Source organism: Acidovorax delafieldii 2AN, from assembly GCF_000175235.1.
In the GTDB taxonomy this organism is placed as follows: Bacteria; Pseudomonadota; Gammaproteobacteria; order Burkholderiales; family Burkholderiaceae_C; genus Acidovorax; species Acidovorax delafieldii_B.
In genome coordinates, this window is record NZ_ACQT01000005.1 from 50,600 (window position 1) to 67,706 (window position 17,107).

A 17,107-nucleotide genomic window follows, 5' to 3' on the forward strand; every position below is an offset into this window, starting at 1 on the left:
CCGTTCTCCCTCGGATTTCCCCATTCCCAGACGGAGAGCGCCATGCAGGTTGTATCCATCATCTCGACCAAGGGCGGCGTCGGCAAAACGACCACCGCCGCCAACCTCGGCGGACTGGCCGCCGACGCGGGCCTGCGCGTGCTGCTGCTCGACCTCGACGTACAGCCCACCTTGTCCTCCTACTATGAGCTGGCCCGCCGCGCATCGGGCGGCATCTATGAACTGCTGGCCTTCAACGAGCGCGACCTCGGCCAACTCGTGTCCCGCACGACCATCGCCGGCCTGGACCTGGTGCTGTCCAACGACCACCGGGGCGAGTTGAACACCTTGCTGCTGCACGCGCCAGATGGGCGCCTGCGGCTGCGGCACCTGCTGCCGGTTCTGGCGCCCCTCTACGACCTGGTGCTGATCGACACCCAGGGTGCGCGGTCGGTGCTGCTGGAGATGGCGGTGCTCGCTTCCGACGTTGCGCTGTCGCCCGTGACCCCGGAAATCCTCGCGGCGCGCGAGCTGCGGCGCGGCACCATGCAGTTGCTGGAGGACATCGCGCCGTACCGGCACCTCGGCATCGAGCCGCCGCCGCTCCACCTGCTCATCAACCGCGTCCATCCAGTGTCCACGAACGCCCGGCTGATCCAGCAGGCCCTGCGCGACCTGTTCCAGGACCACGCCGGCATCCGCGTGCTGGCCACCGACGTGCCGGCCATCGAAGCCTATCCGCGCGCCGCGACGCGCGGCCTGCCGGTGCATCGGATCGAGTACCGCCAGCCACAGGGCAGAGTCGCCCCCGCCGCGCTCGACACCATGCGCGATCTCGCCGCCGAATTGTTCCCGCAGTGGCAGCACCGATTTGCCACAGTGTCCGGTCGTCCGCCACACCCTCTTGAAGCCGGGAGGCCCCATGGCGAACGCACATGAACTGGCCCGAGGCCACAAGCGGTTGCGCGCCCTGATCGAGTTCGCTGTCGGCGAAGGCTGGCACGTCAAGCGCACGCCCGGCGGCCACCTCAAATTCACCAAGACAGGCTGCGCCGCGATCTACACCAGTTCGACGGCCAGCGACCATCGGGCGGCCCTCAATGCCCGTGCGCAGATCCGCCGCGCCGAGCGCGAGGCCCGATCCCAAGCGCGGGGAGGCCGTCATGGCTGAGATCACCTCCCAGCAGATGGCCGGCAAGCTGCTCGCGGCCGGGTTCGAGCGCAGCGGCCCGTCCGCCTCGGCGCTGAGCGACCCCATCGCCGACACGCCGATGGTCGTGACCCTCGACCAATTGCGTCCCTATGACCATGACCCGCGCAAGAAGCGCAATCCTGCCTATGAGGACATCAAGGCGTCCATCCGCGAGCGTGGCTTAGACGCGGCGCCGGCCATCACCCGACGGCCCGGCGAGGACCACTACATCATCCGCAACGGCGGCAACACGCGGCTGGCCATCCTGCGCGAACTGTGGTCGGAGACCAAGGACGAGCGGTTCTTCCGCATATCGTGCCTGTTCCGGCCGTGGCCCAGCCGCGGCGAAGTCGTCATGTTGACCGGCCACTTGGCCGAGAACGAATTGCGCGGCGGCCTCACGTTCATCGAGCGCGCACTTGGCGTCGAGAAGGCGCGCGAGTTCTACGAACAGGAGAGTGGCAACACCTTGAGCCAGTCCGAACTGGCGCGCCGCCTCGCTGCGGATGGCTTTCCCGTCCAGCAGTCGCACATCAGCCGGATGAACGACGCGGTGCGTTACCTGCTGCCCGCGATCCCCACCGTGCTCTATGGCGGCCTCGGCCGCCACCAGGTCGAACGCCTATCGGTCATGCGCAAAGCCTGCATGCTGGCATGGGAGCGCTACGCCAAGGGCCGCTCACTGGTTCAGGACTTCGACGAGTTCTTCCAGGAAGTGCTCTCGCAATTCGACGTCCAGGCCGACGAGTTCTCCGCGCAGCGCGTACAGGACGAGTTGATCGGCCAGATGGCCGAACTGCTGGGCGTCGATTACGACGTGCTCGCGCTGGACATGACCGAATCCGAGAGCCGCCAGCGCGCCTTGGTCAGCGACCCAACGCCACCCTCGATGCCGCCGACATTGCCGGAGCCGGGAGCTGTCGCGCGTTTCCCTGCCGATACCTCGCCGCCCATCGCAGGGCCTGAGCCGGCAGCGCCGCCTGCAGGCCGACCTGCGGCCACCCCCTCCGCGCGCGAGATCGACGCGGATGCCAGCCAGACGAGCATGGCCAGTCGGACAGCGGATGACCACCTGCTTCAGGAGCACATCGTCTCGCCCGCGCCGACGACCGAACGGCTTCAGTCCATCCAGCGCATGGTCGCCGACCAGTTGGGCGATGCGCTGCCGCCCGACTTCTCGGCGAACGTCTTGCAGTCCATCCCGGTGCAGGCCGGCGGGCTCTATCCGATCTCCGATGTCTGGTACATCGACCCGAGCCTGGACACGCCCGAGTGCTTGCGCATCCACGTCGCGCAGTTCGCCCGCGAGATCGCGGGCGAGGCCGACCTGGACGAGTGCATCGACGACCGTCCAGACGGCATCGGCTTCGTCTGCCGTGCCCGCACCCAGGACCCGGGGCCGCTGGGCCGTGCCGTCCTGGCGCTGCTGGCGTGCCTGGCTGGTCAGCAGCCCGCCGACGTCGGCCTGGATCACGGACAAATCGTCATCGACCTGCCGGCGCTGCTGCACGGCCAAGGCGAGGCAGCTCGGCGGTTGAGCGACACCGCACTGGTCAAGCTGTTCCGGTTGCTGCGGCTGGCCCGCCGTCTGCTCGACCTGGAAACCGGCACTGCGGACGCTGGAACGTAAGCGAGGGAGGCCAACATGTCCGCACCACACCCACTCAACCAGGCCGTCATCGCCCAGGCCCTCTATGACCTGCGCAATGGGCAACTGCGCCGCTGCAAGTTGATGGGGTTTGGCGAGGAAGAACTGGATGCCCTCAAGCATCCCGCGCTGATCAGCGTGCTGGCCAACGCCAACGTCTCGTGGTGCTCCGTGACGGTCAACCGCGAAGTGCTCCGGCGTCTGCTCAGGCAGGCGCAGGATGTGGAGAAGGAGATCGCCACGGTCGATCGCATGCTCAGGCTGGGCGCGAGCACCGAGATGGTCAGCAGGTTCTATGGTTTAACTCATCAAGAGGTGGCGCTTCGGCGCGAAATCCTCGGCCTGCCTAAGCGCAAGGGCCGGCACCCCGTTCTGGACGAGACGCAGGACACGAAGCTGTGGCGGCAATGGAAGGCCGTGACCAGCAGCAGAAACGTCGATCTCGAAGACGAAACCTCCATCCTCGACGCCGCCATGGATCTGGCCGAAGGCATGTCGCTCCCTCTGTCGGTGGTCTGGGCCTCGATCAAGAGCTGGGTCGATCAGGGCTTGGGTTGAGCCATGGCCGTGGACGACACCGCACCACGTCGTGGCCCCGTCGCACTCGCGGACCTGTTCGACGCGGCGCTGAAGGACCTTGCGCCCAAACCCAAAGCCGACGTGCCCCCGTCCACACCCACGCCCGTCCCGGTGTCCACGGCCCCGGCGTCTGGCGATGCGTTCCTCTTCAGCGGCAACCGGCACGAGACCGTGCCGCGGCGGCTGTTCCTCGACCGCAGGCTGACACCGCTGGAGCGCAACGCCTGGCAGGTGTTCCGGCTGATGCTCAACGACGATGGTGTGACGGCATTCCCCACCTATGAGCAGTTGCGGCCCTGGCTGGCCTCGATGCCATGCGCCGGGCAGGCTTCGCACGAAACCGTGGCGCGAGCCCTGACGCTGCTGCGCCTGACCCGATGGCTGAGCCTCGTTCGGCGGCGACGCGACCCCAAGACCGGCCGCATCCTCGGCAACCTCTATGTCCTTCATGACGAGCCGTTGACGCCCTTTGAAGCGATGCAGCTCGACGCCGACTACCTGGCGCTGGTCAGCCAGTCCCTCGGCCACGCGGCCAAGGCCGTGCAGATGGTCGGTCTGAACACGCTCAAGGAAATCGCGGAAGACCCGCTTCTGTCCGGCCGCACACTGCCGTCACGGCTGCAGGTCCTGGCCGAACGCCTCGCCAGCCAAGGCATCACGGCGACCGAAAGTTATCCACAGCAAGAGGACATCCACGATTCCGAAGAAGGGGCTTCGAGCCTTCTTCGGAATCGTGATGACCCCACTTCGGAATCCGAAGCAGGGCCGAAACCCGCGCCAGACGCCTCTCTTCGGAATCCGAAGCAGGCCCGTACAGTACGTAGTAGTTGTATTAATGAAGTACGTACTACCGCGCAGGCGCGTGCGCTGGGCGACCTGCAATGGCCCAAGCGCTTCGCGGAACTGAAGGCAGAGCAGCAGACAGGTGCCAGGGTGGCGTTGCAGCAGGTCGATGCCTCGCTGAGACAGGCCGTGCTGGACGAATGGGCCACACGATGCAGCAGCCACGGCATCCGCAATCCGGCTGGGTATTTGTTCGGCATTATCCAACGGGCCATCCATGGCGAGTTCAATGCCTGGGCCAAGAAGGACGCGCCATCGGTCCCCGTTCCTCCAAGCCAGCGGCCACCACCTGCACCGCCACCTCAGCCGCAGGGCAAGCCCGTGCCACCGGAAGTCGCCAAGCAGCACATCGAACGGCTGCGCAATCTGCTCGCCAGCAAGTGAGAAGGCCTGCAAGGCGGCGCAAGTAGATGTCCATGGCCGCCGGTAGAGCTATCCCCTGGGGATAGTTCCACTGCCGAGCACGGCGCGGAGCAGTCGCAGGTCCGCCATCGACCATCTGTCACAGAGTCAGTGTTGTCCGCCCCGATCCCGGCGTGCAGCGTTCCTTGGCGCTCCATGGAGCTATCCCCAGGGGATAGCTCGCGCCGCATGCACCCGCCGCGCCCTGAACCGGGGACTGGCGGGTTTCGGTTTGTTGACTGACTGCCTTCCGCTTCCTGCCGAAGCTGGCCGCTCTTTTCCAACAACGAGCGGACACCATGGCAACGACCAACGAACCCCTGCAACTGAATCTCGGCTCCTTGCGCAGCGCGATGTCGCTGACGCTACACACGCACCACGCCTCGCGCATCTGGCATGGCCGCGCCGCCGCCGAGGGGCGACCGGGCATCGTCGGCCTGAACGGCTACATCGCCCAGATGAACAAGATGCGGCGCGGCTCGGAGCAGGACGACCCGTACAGCGACTTCTGGATGCTGCGCATCGAAGACAAGCTCGACCAGACGAAAGCCACGCTGCAATCGCTGCGCGAGCAAGTGGACCAGGCGCTCGCGAGCGTGCCGCCGGCACTCACCCTGGGCGAGAACCTCAACGTGCAACCCGTCAAGCTGCCGCTGTTCGTCAATGCGCAGCTCGGCTTTGCCGCGGTGTATCTGCTCGCCGACTACGACGACATCGCCCGCAAGCTGATCCTCGCGCACCACACCGCGCTGATCGATCGCTCGACGCTCGAACGCTGGCTCAACGAGGGCGCGCATGCGCTGCGCAGCCTGTTCTCGTTGGCCCAGCAGTACCGCTATTCGGGCTGCACCCGCGACGACTTCGCGGCGAAAAACGCCGCAGCACGCGCGGCGCTGGAGAAGTTCGGCGAGCTGCCGCAGGACGTGCTGGAAGGCACGCGCCGCTCGAAGTTCGCGCCGCCCATCGTGCGCCGTGGCCTGCAGCAGCGCAATGACGATCCTGCCGCAGCCGATTCCCCCAACGACGAGGCTGCCACCACCGAGACCCCCGATACGCCGGCAGGTGAGGACGCGCAGGCATGAGCGCCCCGAACTGCGACACCCGCTACTTCCGTCCGCTGCAACAGACCGCCTTCATGCGGCTGGAACACGCCGCCTCTCTAAAAGGCCTTTTAAAGCCCTTTAAAGGTAAAGGGGACTTGGAGGCCTGGGCCAGCCAGTGCTTCGCCATGCGCGACGAACTGATTGGCTTGGCGCAGCGACAGGTGCTGCAACAGGCTGTCGGGCATCCCTTCCACCTGCTACCCATCGAGCTGGCCCAGCAGACAACTGGCGCGGGAACGACGTTCCTTCGCTGGCGAAAGCACGACCGCTCGGCCATGGGCGTAGCCCTGTGGCAGGAGCTGATGGCGAGCACCAGCACGCCGGCCAACCTGCTGGCCGACCTGCACGCGATCGAGCTGCAGCGCATCACGTTGAACATGCAGATCAGCCTGCTGCACACCTTGGGCAGGCAGGCGCAGGAATGCGCCAGCAAAGCGGCCGAGGCGGACAACGCCTACCTGCGCCGGCTCACGTCCACCCCACCCGCAATGCGCGATCGGTGATTGCGCCAGCCATCCCAGCACGCGCCCGGCGCCGACGAGGCACGGGTATTTCAACCACCACGGAGATCACACCATGAGCACGCATTTTTCTGGCGAGGGCAACATCGGCTCGCCACCGGAGTACCGCGAATTCCCCAACGGCAACGACGAGCCGCGGCGCTTATTGCGGCTGAACGTCTATTTCGACAACCCCGTCCCCACCAAGGGCGGCGACTTCGAGGACCGCGGCGGTTTCTGGGCGCCGGTGGAAATCTGGCACCGCGACGCCGCCCACTGGAAGGACCTCTACCAGAAGGGCATGCGCGTGCTGGTCATCGGCCGCATGGAGCGCGAACCCTGGACGGACAACGAGGATCAGCCACGCGAGACCTGGCAGATCAACGCGCGCAGCGTCGGCATCTTGCCGTTTCGCATCGAGTCCGTGACCCTCAGCCCCAGGCAGCAGGAGACCACACAGGACGCGCAGCCGAAACCCCAGCCCGCCCAGGAACCGACCGCGCCGAAGGAGCCGAAGCGCAGGAAGTGACCCGACATGGGGCGGCGGCGGTTGTCCGTCGCCCCATGCCCTCGCGAGCTATCCCCAGGGGATAGCTCCATCAACGTCCACCGGCTTCCACGCGCTCCCGAAAATCGCGGCTCCCGGCGCGCACACCCCGGCCGCAAGCCACTCCTGTCCCCGCCATTCCATCCCGTGAAAGTGGTCGCCACCACATGCGGCTTGTTTGCTGCTGCCCCTGGTGGTGCTCGGCATCCTCGATTCCAGCAACTCAGTGAACCACGGAATTCGGATGGACGGACATGCGGCTGTTTTTGTGCGAGAAGCCCTCCCAGGGCAAAGACATTGGCCGGATTCTCGGCGCGACGCAGCGCGGTGAAGGCTGTCTCAGCGGCTCCGGCGTCACCGTCACCTGGTGCATCGGCCATCTCGTCGAAGCGGCAGCCCCCGAGGTCTATGACGCGGCGCTCAAGCGCTGGTCACTGGAGCAGTTGCCCATCATTCCCCAGCAATGGCGGGTCGAAGTCAAACCGAAGACTGCCACGCAGTTCAAGGTCGTCAAGGCGCTTCTGGCGAAGGCGACCCATCTGGTCATCGCCACCGATGCCGACCGCGAGGGCGAGCTGATCGCCCGCGAGATCATCGACCTGTGCGGCTACCGCGGCCCCATCGAGCGGCTATGGCTGTCGGCGCTCAACGATACGTCGATCCGCACCGCGCTCGGCAAGCTGCGGCCGTCATCCGACACGCTGCCGATGTACTACTCGGCGCTGGCGCGTTCGCGCGCCGACTGGCTCGTGGGCATGAACCTCAGCCGGTTGTTCACCGTGCTCGGGCGGCAGGCGGGCTATGACGGCGTGCTCTCGGTCGGGCGTGTCCAGACGCCGACGCTCAAGCTCGTCGTGGACCGCGACCGCGAGATCGCGGCTTTCAAGTCGGTGCCGTTCTGGGCCATCGACGTGACCCTGTTCGCAGGTGGACAGGCTTTCAGTGCGCAGTGGGTTCCGCCCGATGGCTGCACCGACGACGCGGGCCGCTGCCTGCAGCAGCCCATCGCTCAGCAGGCCGCGCAGCAGATCCGCGCTGCGGGTACTGCCCAAGTGGTGTCGGTCGAGACCGAGCGCGTGCGCGAAGGCCCGCCGCTGCTGTTCGACCTGGGGACGCTCCAGGAAGTCTGTTCCAAGCAGTTCGGGCTGGACGTTCAAGAGACCCTTGAAATCGCCCAGGCCCTGTACGAGACCCACAAGGCCACGACGTACCCGCGTTCCGATTCGGGCTATCTGCCCGAAAGCATGTTCGCCGAGGTGCCCACGGTCCTGGACAGTCTGCTCAAGACAGATCCGTCACTGCGCCCGATCATGGACCAGCTCGATCGCTCGCAGCGCTCGCGTGCCTGGAACGACGGCAAGGTCACGGCGCACCACGGCATCATCCCGACGCTCGAACCCGCGAACCTCGCTGCGATGAGCGAGCGGGAACTGGCCGTGTACCGCCTCATCCGGGCGCATTACCTGGCGCAATTCCTCCCTCACCACGAGTTCGACCGCACCGTCGCCGAGCTTTCCTGCAGCCAGCAGAAGCTGGTGGCCACCGGAAAGCAGGTGGTCGTCAATGGCTGGCGTCTGGTGCTGGCCGAGCCCCAATCGGACGAGGACGGTGAAGCCACGGCGCGCAGCCAGGTGCTGCCCGCCCTGCGCGAGGGCATGGCGTGCCAAGTAGCCGAGGCAGAGGTCAAGGCGCTCAAGACGATGCCACCCAAGCCCTATACGCAGGGCGAACTGGTCAAGTCGATGAAAGGCGTGGCGCGCTTCGTGACCGACCCGCGCCTGAAACAGAAGTTGAAGGAAACGACGGGCATCGGCACCGAAGCCACGCGCGCCAACATCATCACTGGCCTGCTGACGCGGGGCTATCTCGTGAAGAAAGGACGCTCCATTCGCGCATCGGATGCGGCATTCACGTTGATCGACGCCGTGCCTGCGGCGATTGCCGACCCCGGAACCACCGCCGTGTGGGAGCAGGCGCTCGACATGATCGAGGCCGGACAGCTCACCCTTCAAGTCTTCATCGGCAAGCAGGCCGCCTGGATTTCGCAACTGATCGCGCAGTACGGCAGCACCTCGCTGTCCATCAAGGTTCCCCAGGGACCCGCTTGCCCGCAGTGCGGCGCACCGACGCGCCAGCGCACCGGCAAGACCGGCCCCTTCTGGTCATGCAGTCGCTACCCCGACTGCAAAGGCACGCTGCCGGTCGAAACCGGCGCGTCCAAGCGCGGTGCCTCGCGCCCGTGCAGTAGCGGCCGCAAAGGCTCTTGACCGACCCCGTTCCCCGAGAGCCGTGCCCGCCATCGGCGGCGTGGCCCATGTCCCGCACGCCCTGCGGGATGCCCAGCGCGCAACGCCTTCTCTTGTCCGTGTGCGCGTCCCGCCCAGCCGTACCCGGCTGCGGGACCTGAAGGTAGCTTCTCCGCGAACCATGTCCGGGGTCTCCCGGCGCATTCTGTTGATCTGCATTTTTCCGCCCCTGCGAAGGGTCCCCCGATGGCTTGCCAGGCTGCGAGCCACCCGGAGACCCTTCACGGTCAGCGGTATTCGATGCCGTGCCCAACGGCGAAAAACTGGGCTCCTTTTGTGCGCGGATGTGCGCCAGAAGATACCGGCGCCAACCACGACATGCGCCGGGTGTGATTGCTGACAGCAGACGGTTCTAGCGACGACCGGGCCTGCCAATCAGCCCACGGGTGGTTCTGTCCTCCCGAGCCGAAGGCCGCTGGGCCTTCGGCGCCTTTCTCCTGCCGATCAACGTCCCGGCCCGGCCAAACGGTCCAGGGCCACACGAACAGGAGACACGCCATGAACCCGCAACCTCGCACCCCACGCGGTGCGCCCCAGCCCGCGCCACTGCTGTACGGCAGCGTGTGCAGCGGCATCGAGGCCGTGAGCCTCGCCTGGCAACCCCTCGGCCTCGAAGCCGCATGGTTTGCCGAGATCGAGCCGTTCCCGAGCGCCGTGCTCGCCCACCGTTACCCCCGCGTGCCCAATTTGGGCGACATGACCGCGATCGCCCGCCAGGTGCGTGCCGGCACCGTGCCGGCGCCCGACATCCTGGTCGGCGGCACGCCGTGCCAGTCGTTCAGCGTTGCAGGTAGCCGCCGCGGGCTGGATGACCCGCGCGGAGCCCTTTCCCTTGCCTATGTGGAGCTTGCAAATGCCATCGACCAAACCCGCCATCAAGACCGCCGCCCGGCGGCAACGCTCGTCTGGGAAAACGTCCCAGGCGTCCTCAACGACCGCAGCAATGCCTTCGGGCATTTCCTGGGCGCATTGGCCGGAGAAAGCCGTCCGCTCCAGCCGCCAGGGGATCGGTGGGCGCACGCTGGTTGTGTGTCTGGACCCCGCCGCCGCATCGCCTGGCGCGTGCTCGACGCTCAATATTTCGGCGTCGCCCAACGCCGCAAGCGCGTGTTTCTTGTGGCAAGTGGTGGGGATGACCTCGATCCCGCCGAAGTACTTTTTGAGCGCGCAGGCCTGCTCGGGGATTCTTGTGCGGGCCGCGCGCCGTGGCAAGAAGCTGCCCGCGTTGCTGGACCGGGTACTGAATCAGCAGGCGCAGGCCTCGCAGGATTCGCAGGACTGAAGCAGTTCTACGGCAAGGTCACGACGACGTTCGGATTCAGCGGCGGCATTGGCCCCGTCGATGTGGCGGCATGCCTCATGGCCGCTGGCCCTAAGCACGACATTCGCACCGAGACGTTCATGGTGCAGTCGGTCGCCGGCAGCATCGCCCACGCCCTCGACACCGCCAACAACGGCAAGGGCAGCAGCGAGGACGGTACCGGCAAGGGTGTTCCGATCATCGCCTTCACCGCCCAGGGCAGCGGCGCCGATGCCACGCTCGACCTGACGCCGACGCTGCGCGCTGGCAGCCATCGCAACAGCCATGCGAACGCCGGAGTCGTGCCCGCCATCGCCTTCGCGCAGAACAACCGTGGCGAAGTACGCTTCGAATCGGGCCATGGCCAGGTCGCTTGCACCATCCTGTCCAACGGCAAGCCTGGCTACGGGGTGCCGATGGTGGCCTGCGTGTCCCTGCGCGGCCGTGAGCAGGGTCTTGCCGCCGAGCTGGACGGCAACGTAGCGGCCGCGCTACGCACCAGCGGCGGCGGCGCGGACAAGCCCCATGTGCTGGCCCCCGACTTCGCGGCGCATTTCCGCTACGGCTGGAACGACCCCGGCCCCGGCGACTGGTCGCATTGGCGCGTGCGGCGGCTGATGCCCGTGGAGTGCGAGCGGCTGCAAGGCATGCCCGACGACTACACGCTGATCCCGTACCGCGGCAAGCCCGCCGCGGACGCGCCGCGCTACAAGGCGATCGGCAACTCCATGGCCGTCCCGTGCATGGCATGGCTGGGCCAGCGGCTGGTGCAGTGCCTGCACAAGACGGGCTCGACCGCTTCGGATTGATCGGCGACGCAGCCTGCGGGCCGCGCCATTCTTCCTCCTGCACTGCCGATGTATCGGCAGCAGCCCGCAGCCAGGGTGTCAAGGCTGCCGCGGGTTCCACCCGCGCCACCCGCCAGTTCGCCTCGGCATCTCACCGGCGAACGCTGCCCACCGGGGCATTGATGCCTCTTTTTTCTCCAACCCACGGGATGGCCGCCACGTCCCGTCAGGGGCATGTCGCCACCCGGTCGATTTCAGGACTTCCCATGGACAACATCTCCAAGCAAGACCGCATCACGCTGAAGAACCTCAAGGTGGCCGACTTTGCCAGCGAGGAAACGATGTGCTTCAGCGCCACCGTCATGTTCGACGGTACTCCCATCGCCGAGGCCCGCAACGACGGCCACGGTGGCTCGACGTTCCTGCGCGCGCTCAATGGCAAGGCGGCGCTGCTGGCTCAGGCCGAAACCTTCGCCAAGGGACTGCCGCCTGCGCCGCTCGACCTCGGCCAAGAGGGTGAAGCCCCTCACTACATCGCCATGACGCTCGACTTCCTGGTCGATGAACTGGCCGATGCCATGCACGCAGAACGCAAGGTGCGAGCCGCGTTCAACCGAGACATCGGCAACAAGGTGCTGTTCATCAAGGACGGCAAGCTGCTGTTCATCAAAGGCATCAAGCTCAAGGCCATCGCCGACCGCAAGGCGTACTTCGCTTCGCTGCGCGCCCGGCAGGCCCAGCCCATCGTCATCCTCGCCGAGCTTCCGCCCGAGCAGGCATTCGACCTGTGGAAGCAGCATGTCCTGGGCGACAAGCCCGACTGACCAAGCGCCGACGCACCCTCCTGACAGCCCCGCACTCGATGCGGGGCTTCTTTTTCTCTGTGCGCATCAATCGGGGCTGGGCCGGATGCCGTTTTCCAACTGACGCAGCGAGCCCCGCACACGAAGCTGCCCGCATGTTCGCTGATTCGTCAGCACATGCCAGCAGCCAGGGTTTCCAGGCTGCCGCGGGTCTCACCCGCGTCACCCACCAGTCCGCATCGCATCCATTGCGCGGACGTGCGTCCTCGTGACGCTGATGCTTTTTATCCACCGCGTGCGGGAGCTGCCATCCCGTGAGGGACGAGGCCCCGCTTTTCCAAGGAGCCCGTCCATGTCCCAGCAAGCCTCTTTCGGCCAGTCCTTCGGGAAATTGGCCCTGACCTACTGCGGCAAGTTCCTGCCGCTCGAAGTCCTGCAAAGCGCCGCCGGTCACTACATCGGCACGCGCGATACCGAAGGCCCCGTTTCGCGGGAATCCCGCGAGTACTTCCGTAGCCATGCCGCGGCTCAACGTGCCCTCGAAAGAGGCGGCTGGTCCCAGCTCGCCATCCCCTGATCCAACTAGAGAGGAATCACGTCATGAACCAGCTACTTCCACAGGAAGTCGTCGATCAGATCATGCGGGAAGAACAGCATTTCGCTGCCGCGCCCCAAGCCTTTTTCGAGGCATGGAAGCGCGGCGTCGAGATCGCTGGCCCCGAATGGTTCGGCGATGGCACCCGTGAAGGTCTGAACCAGGCCAAGAGCAAGTGGGATCTGCGTCCCAACATGCTGCTGCTCAACGATGCCCTCGGCGTCCTGAGCAGCGGGGAACGCATGTTCCTGTCCGCCATGGTCAGCTTCTACAACGCGCGTGAGGGCGGTGCCATGCTCAAGCGCTGCCATTTCTACGGACTGTCCGACTTCGACGGTCTCGATCTGCAACGCCGCAAGGTCATCGCCGACCTGCTCGTGAACTACAACGGTTGGTGAGCCGGTCCCCGGCACACCACCATGTCTTCGTTCACTCCCGATGAGGGACATGCGCCCACAAGGCCGTGTCCCTCATTTATTTCCCGCCGTCCAGCGCAGTGCTGACACCGTCGTGGTCAGCCTTGTCTGACGCATTTTCCACTTTCAACCCACCGGGTCCAATTCCCGGTGGCGGGAATTGGCTCCATTATTCAATCTGGAGTGTTCCCATGTCCCAGAAACCTAATCCCTTTCTCCGCGGCTACTGGAATCTGAAAATCGTCCGCACGCTGTGCATCAGCTACGACGATGGAAGTCCGCATGTCTGGCGAAACATCCACCCGAGCCAAGAGCACCTCTCCGACGAGGAACTGGTTTCATCGTCCTGCATTGTCACCAGCGATTTCGCGGTGGTCACGAACGGCCCTGAACCCGTGAGCGCCGAGGTACTGGCCGAATGCGATGCCGGTGAAGGTGTCAGCGGCGAAGGCGCGATCGGGGCCGTGGTCTATGCCATCCATGGTGACGACCTTGACGGCCGCCCAGTCCACGTCGGTGACGCCTATTCGGCCGAGGGTGCGCGGGAAGTCGTGCGGCGCCTGAGTTTCGAGACCGGCTATTACAGTCGGTGCTGGGAGATCAGCCGTGAGCACATCACGGTGGATACCTGGCACTACCTCGCCAACCTGGCGGACCTCGCCACGCCGGAGGCCATGCTGTTCATCGCCTTCCGGGTGCCGTACAGCCCGGCTATCGGCGTCAAGCTGATCTCCACGCCCTGGACGGACCAGAACCTGGAGCACGCCGAGGGCATCACCGCCGAGCAGCTTCGGCAGGAGCATCGGAACAAGGGCATGCCGGACGACTTGGCGGACATCCTTGACCTGGCTGGCCAGGCCGATGTGCGCATCCTGATCCTCGACGCCGACGCACCCGCGCTGCTGGGCCTGCCACTGGCCGAGTCCTAGCAGCCGCGCGACGCGCCAGCCTTCCTCTTTGCCGCCATACCAGCCCGTCTCCCGCCAGGAGTCGGGCTGGTCCATTTTCATAGGAGCAACCTCATGTTCCCGGACCTCATTTCGCGCGCACCGGACTTCGAGCACCAGCTCGGAGCCTGCGTCAACGCCATGAGCCAGGACGACGCTATCGGCCAGATCCTGGTATTCGAGCGCACGCACGGCACGCTGCACATGCGCCATATCGCCAGCGCCGACCTGGCGGACACCGACATTGACGACTACGAAATGGTCGTGTTCGACGGTGGCAACACCAGCGGCGACACCTGGAAGCACGTGTTCTTCCCGCGTCAGCGCGAGCACTACTTCGTGTACGCAGCCTGACCTATCCAGCCCCTTTCGAGGGACTTTTTCCTGCGCCCAGCGCAGGAAACCGGGTGCGGCGAAGTGCCGTTTCATGCGGGCGAGTAGCCCGACCCAGGGCCATCCTTGCCCCATGTTCGTCGGCGTTGCCGACACATGCCCAGACAGCCAAGACCTTCGAGGCTGCAAGCGCGGGAAACCGTGCTGGTCGTTTCTTCCTACGGACGCACCGCGTCCATCCACCCACAAGGGACCTCTCCCTTGCGGGCGGGGAATCCCTTGTTCTTCCTCAAGGAGATTCCCATGGACCGTTCCCTTATCAAATCCATGATGCCTTCGCTTGTCGCAGGCCATGTGCCCCGCAACGTGCGGTCGTTCAAGTACCGCGTGTTCGATGATCAGCCGCAGTCCTCGACCCTGGGCTTCGCCATCGACCCCAAGCCCTTCGACGGCAAGGTGGTCGCGGCCAACGACGAGGCCATCGTTGTCAAGCTCAAGCCCAGCGAATTCGCGGTGCTCGATCCCCACCTGGTGACCACTGTTCCCAGCGAAGGCGCCAAGGTGCATGTCCAACCGTATGCCCGCCGCCGCTTCGACGGCCTGCGCGCGGACACCCCGGAAGTGATCACCGAGAAGACCGCGGACGGTGTTCCCTACACCATCACCAGGCACATCCTCGGCTCCGCGCCTGCCAAGCTGCCCATCCCCGAGCCGCAGTGCATGGAACTGGGGCAGCTCATCCAGCAGTTGGAGGAAATGCCGGCTCCCGACGGGTTCCGGCGCATCACCCACATGCTCGTCGATGCTGGTGCCCGCGACTTCACCTGGGTCGATCCGAAGCCGTCCAAGATCATCGAGACACCCCCGGCGATCAGCTTCACGGTTTCGACCGCGAAGTTCGAGGGCCAGGTGACGATCCTCTACGACCGCGGCGGCGACACCTACGTGGTGGAGCTGCGCCGCGACGCTGAACTGGTCGATCGGCACGACGAGTTGTATTTCGACATGCTCGGCGAAGTGTTGGAGCGGCTTATCGACGACGGGCACTGGCGCCTGATCGACGTGAGCGTGATCGACGCCAAGGCAACCAAGCGGCGCTACGGCTGATCGCAGCCTATCGGCGACTTGCCCCATAGGCCTTCCATCCATTCGGGTGGAGGGCCTTTTTTCTTCAGGAGATCAACCATGTCACTGCGATTCAAAGGCTCCGACCTGCGCCCCGTGCTGGCCGAGGCCGTTGCCAACCAATGCCGCGTCGTCCTCGCCAAGGACCAGGGCGTGTACTTCCTCGCCGAGCACGGAGAGCGCCGTCCCAATGGCCGCGTGAAGCTGCTGGCCTATGCCGTCGGCTGCAACCCGGATACCGACCCGTTTGACGACTGGTGGGAATTGGCGCGCGCCGAGCTGGGTGGCGACGACTTCGGCGAGTTCTTCGACCCGAAGGAAGGCGTCTTCGCACGCATCCTGCACGGCACGGACGATCTGATGCTGTCCGCCACCACGACGCACCTGTCGCTGGAGGTGGTGCCATCGGTGTAGCGCAACGACTACCACCATCCCCTCACGGCCCCCTTCTTGGGGGCTCCCTTTTTTCCGCACTGCGGCCTTCGCCGCGTGCGTGCTCGTCTCCGGCCGCCATGGCCCGCCGACCTACCCACGGAGACGACCGCATGCACGACCCGTTCAAGATCACCCAACCGACCTGCATCAGCTTCTCGGGCGGGCGTACCAGCGCCTACATGCTCTGGCGCGTGTTGCAGGCCAATGGCGGCCTGCCTGGCGACACCGTGGTCTGCTTCGCCAACACCGGCAAGGAGGTGGAAGCGACCCTGCGGTTTGTGCGCGACTGCGCCCAGCACTGGCAGGTGCCGATACGCTGGCTGGAATACCTGCCCACGGAGCCAGGCTTCACGCTGGTGGACTTCGACCGGGCCAGACGCCAGGGCGAGCCGTTCGAGGCGCTGATCCGCAAGCGCCAGTACCTGCCCAATCCCGTCGCGCGCGGCTGCACGACCAGCCTGAAAATCCGCCCGATGCACCGCTACCTGCGGCATCTGGGGTGGACAGACTGGGACCAGATGATCGGCATCCGCGCCGACGAGCAGCGCCGCGTCGCCAAGATTCGCGCGCGCGGCCATTCCACCGAATCGACCCACGAGACCATGTGCATGCCGCTGGCGGATGCCGACGTCACCGTGCGCGACGTGGGCGCGTTCTGGCGGGCGCAAGCGTTCGACCTCGACCTGCTGACGGTGAACGGGCGCACGCTCGAAGGCAACTGCGACCTGTGTTTCCTGAAACCACGCGGGCAGCGCTTGGCCCTCATCAAGGCCCGACCAGAGGCCGCCGTGTGGTGGATTCGCATGGAATCGCTGAATCTGGCGAGCAAGCCCAGCGGCGCCCGGTTCCGCGCCGATGGCCCCAGCTACGCCGACCTGGCGCGCTTCGCCGCCGACCAAGGCGACCTGTTCGACGCCGCCGAGGAGTCGATCGCCTGCTTCTGCGGTGATTGACGGCCATGGACAGGCCATCGATCTCGCCATCACTGCACCTGCTGCCGGTGTCCCTGCGCTGCGCCAATGCCTTCGTGCAGGAACACCACCGCCACCACCGTCCGGTTCAGGGAGCGAAGTTCGCCCTGGCGGTCGCGCTGTCCGCCACCGATAGCATCTGCGGCGTGGCCATCGTCGGCCGCCCGGTCGCCCGCCACCTGGATGACGGCTGGACGCTCGAAGTCACCCGGCTCTGCACCAACGGCGCACCGAACGCCTGCAGCAAGCTCTATGGCGCCGCATGGAAGGCGGCCAAGGCCATGGGCTACACGCG

The 17,107-nt window shown here is 65.9% G+C and carries 19 protein-coding genes; all 19 read left to right on the forward strand.

Annotated elements, in window-relative coordinates:
- The first annotated feature begins 42 nt into the window (after positions 1-42).
- Entirely contained in the window at positions 43-918 is an 876-nt protein-coding gene (locus tag ACDELDRAFT_RS02050; RefSeq protein WP_005793085.1) for a ParA family protein, read from the forward strand.
- The gene (locus ACDELDRAFT_RS02055) at positions 902-1,150 is read left to right on the forward strand and encodes a hypothetical protein (protein ID WP_004566598.1); all 249 of its coding nucleotides are present in this window, start codon (positions 902-904) and stop codon (positions 1,148-1,150) included. Before ACDELDRAFT_RS02050 ends, ACDELDRAFT_RS02055 begins: the two co-directional genes overlap by 17 nt.
- A complete protein-coding gene (locus tag ACDELDRAFT_RS02060; RefSeq protein WP_005793088.1) occupies positions 1,143-2,801 on the forward strand; it encodes a ParB family protein in 1,659 nt (552 codons plus the stop codon). The genes ACDELDRAFT_RS02055 and ACDELDRAFT_RS02060 overlap by 8 nt, the downstream gene beginning before the upstream one ends.
- Before the next feature lie 15 nt (positions 2,802-2,816).
- Positions 2,817-3,377 carry a DUF2857 domain-containing protein gene (locus tag ACDELDRAFT_RS02065; RefSeq protein WP_005793089.1) on the forward strand — a complete coding sequence of 187 codons (561 nt, stop codon included), beginning with the start codon at positions 2,817-2,819 and terminating at the stop codon, positions 3,375-3,377.
- A 3-nt stretch (positions 3,378-3,380) separates the two neighbouring features.
- Entirely contained in the window at positions 3,381-4,625 is a 1,245-nt protein-coding gene (locus ACDELDRAFT_RS02070; RefSeq protein WP_005793090.1) for an STY4528 family pathogenicity island replication protein, read from the forward strand.
- Positions 4,626-4,942: 317 nt separating this feature from the next.
- Entirely contained in the window at positions 4,943-5,725 is a 783-nt protein-coding gene (locus ACDELDRAFT_RS02075) for a PFL_4669 family integrating conjugative element protein (RefSeq protein ID WP_005793091.1), read from the forward strand.
- On the forward strand, positions 5,722-6,249 hold the full coding sequence (locus ACDELDRAFT_RS02080) for a DUF3158 family protein (RefSeq protein ID WP_005793092.1): 528 nt from the start codon (positions 5,722-5,724) through the stop codon (positions 6,247-6,249). Before ACDELDRAFT_RS02075 ends, ACDELDRAFT_RS02080 begins: the two co-directional genes overlap by 4 nt.
- A 73-nt stretch (positions 6,250-6,322) precedes the next feature.
- Complete coding sequence (locus ACDELDRAFT_RS02085) at positions 6,323-6,775, forward strand: single-stranded DNA-binding protein (protein ID WP_005793093.1); 453 nt, start codon at positions 6,323-6,325, stop codon at positions 6,773-6,775.
- Between the two features lie 272 nt (positions 6,776-7,047).
- Complete coding sequence (locus ACDELDRAFT_RS02090) at positions 7,048-9,060, forward strand: DNA topoisomerase III (RefSeq protein WP_005793094.1); 2,013 nt, start codon at positions 7,048-7,050, stop codon at positions 9,058-9,060.
- A 537-nt stretch (positions 9,061-9,597) separates the two neighbouring features.
- Entirely contained in the window at positions 9,598-11,208 is a 1,611-nt protein-coding gene (locus ACDELDRAFT_RS02095) for a DNA cytosine methyltransferase (protein ID WP_005793095.1), read from the forward strand.
- A gap of 245 nt (positions 11,209-11,453) precedes the next feature.
- A complete protein-coding gene (locus ACDELDRAFT_RS02100) occupies positions 11,454-12,011 on the forward strand; it encodes a hypothetical protein (protein ID WP_005793096.1) in 558 nt (185 codons plus the stop codon).
- A 331-nt stretch (positions 12,012-12,342) separates the two neighbouring features.
- Complete coding sequence (locus tag ACDELDRAFT_RS02105; protein ID WP_005793097.1) at positions 12,343-12,567, forward strand: hypothetical protein; 225 nt, start codon at positions 12,343-12,345, stop codon at positions 12,565-12,567.
- Between the two features lie 23 nt (positions 12,568-12,590).
- Positions 12,591-12,983 (forward strand): hypothetical protein, encoded by a 393-nt coding sequence (locus ACDELDRAFT_RS02110; RefSeq protein WP_005793098.1) that lies wholly within the window; start codon positions 12,591-12,593, stop codon positions 12,981-12,983.
- Positions 12,984-13,192: 209 nt separating this feature from the next.
- Complete coding sequence (locus ACDELDRAFT_RS02115; protein ID WP_005793099.1) at positions 13,193-13,930, forward strand: DUF5983 family protein; 738 nt, start codon at positions 13,193-13,195, stop codon at positions 13,928-13,930.
- Between the two features lie 93 nt (positions 13,931-14,023).
- Entirely contained in the window at positions 14,024-14,302 is a 279-nt protein-coding gene (locus ACDELDRAFT_RS02120; protein WP_005793101.1) for a hypothetical protein, read from the forward strand.
- 282 nt (positions 14,303-14,584) lie between these two features.
- A complete protein-coding gene (locus ACDELDRAFT_RS02125; protein ID WP_005793102.1) occupies positions 14,585-15,388 on the forward strand; it encodes a hypothetical protein in 804 nt (267 codons plus the stop codon).
- Positions 15,389-15,466: 78 nt separating this feature from the next.
- Entirely contained in the window at positions 15,467-15,820 is a 354-nt protein-coding gene (locus ACDELDRAFT_RS02130; protein WP_005793103.1) for a DUF3085 domain-containing protein, read from the forward strand.
- Positions 15,821-15,951: 131 nt separating this feature from the next.
- Positions 15,952-16,794 carry a phosphoadenosine phosphosulfate reductase domain-containing protein gene (locus ACDELDRAFT_RS02135; RefSeq protein ID WP_005793104.1) on the forward strand — a complete coding sequence of 281 codons (843 nt, stop codon included), beginning with the start codon at positions 15,952-15,954 and terminating at the stop codon, positions 16,792-16,794.
- Between the two features lie 5 nt (positions 16,795-16,799).
- Positions 16,800-17,107, forward strand: a 308-nt coding sequence (locus ACDELDRAFT_RS02140; protein WP_005793105.1) for an XF1762 family protein, incomplete at its 3' end; no start/stop codon positions are given.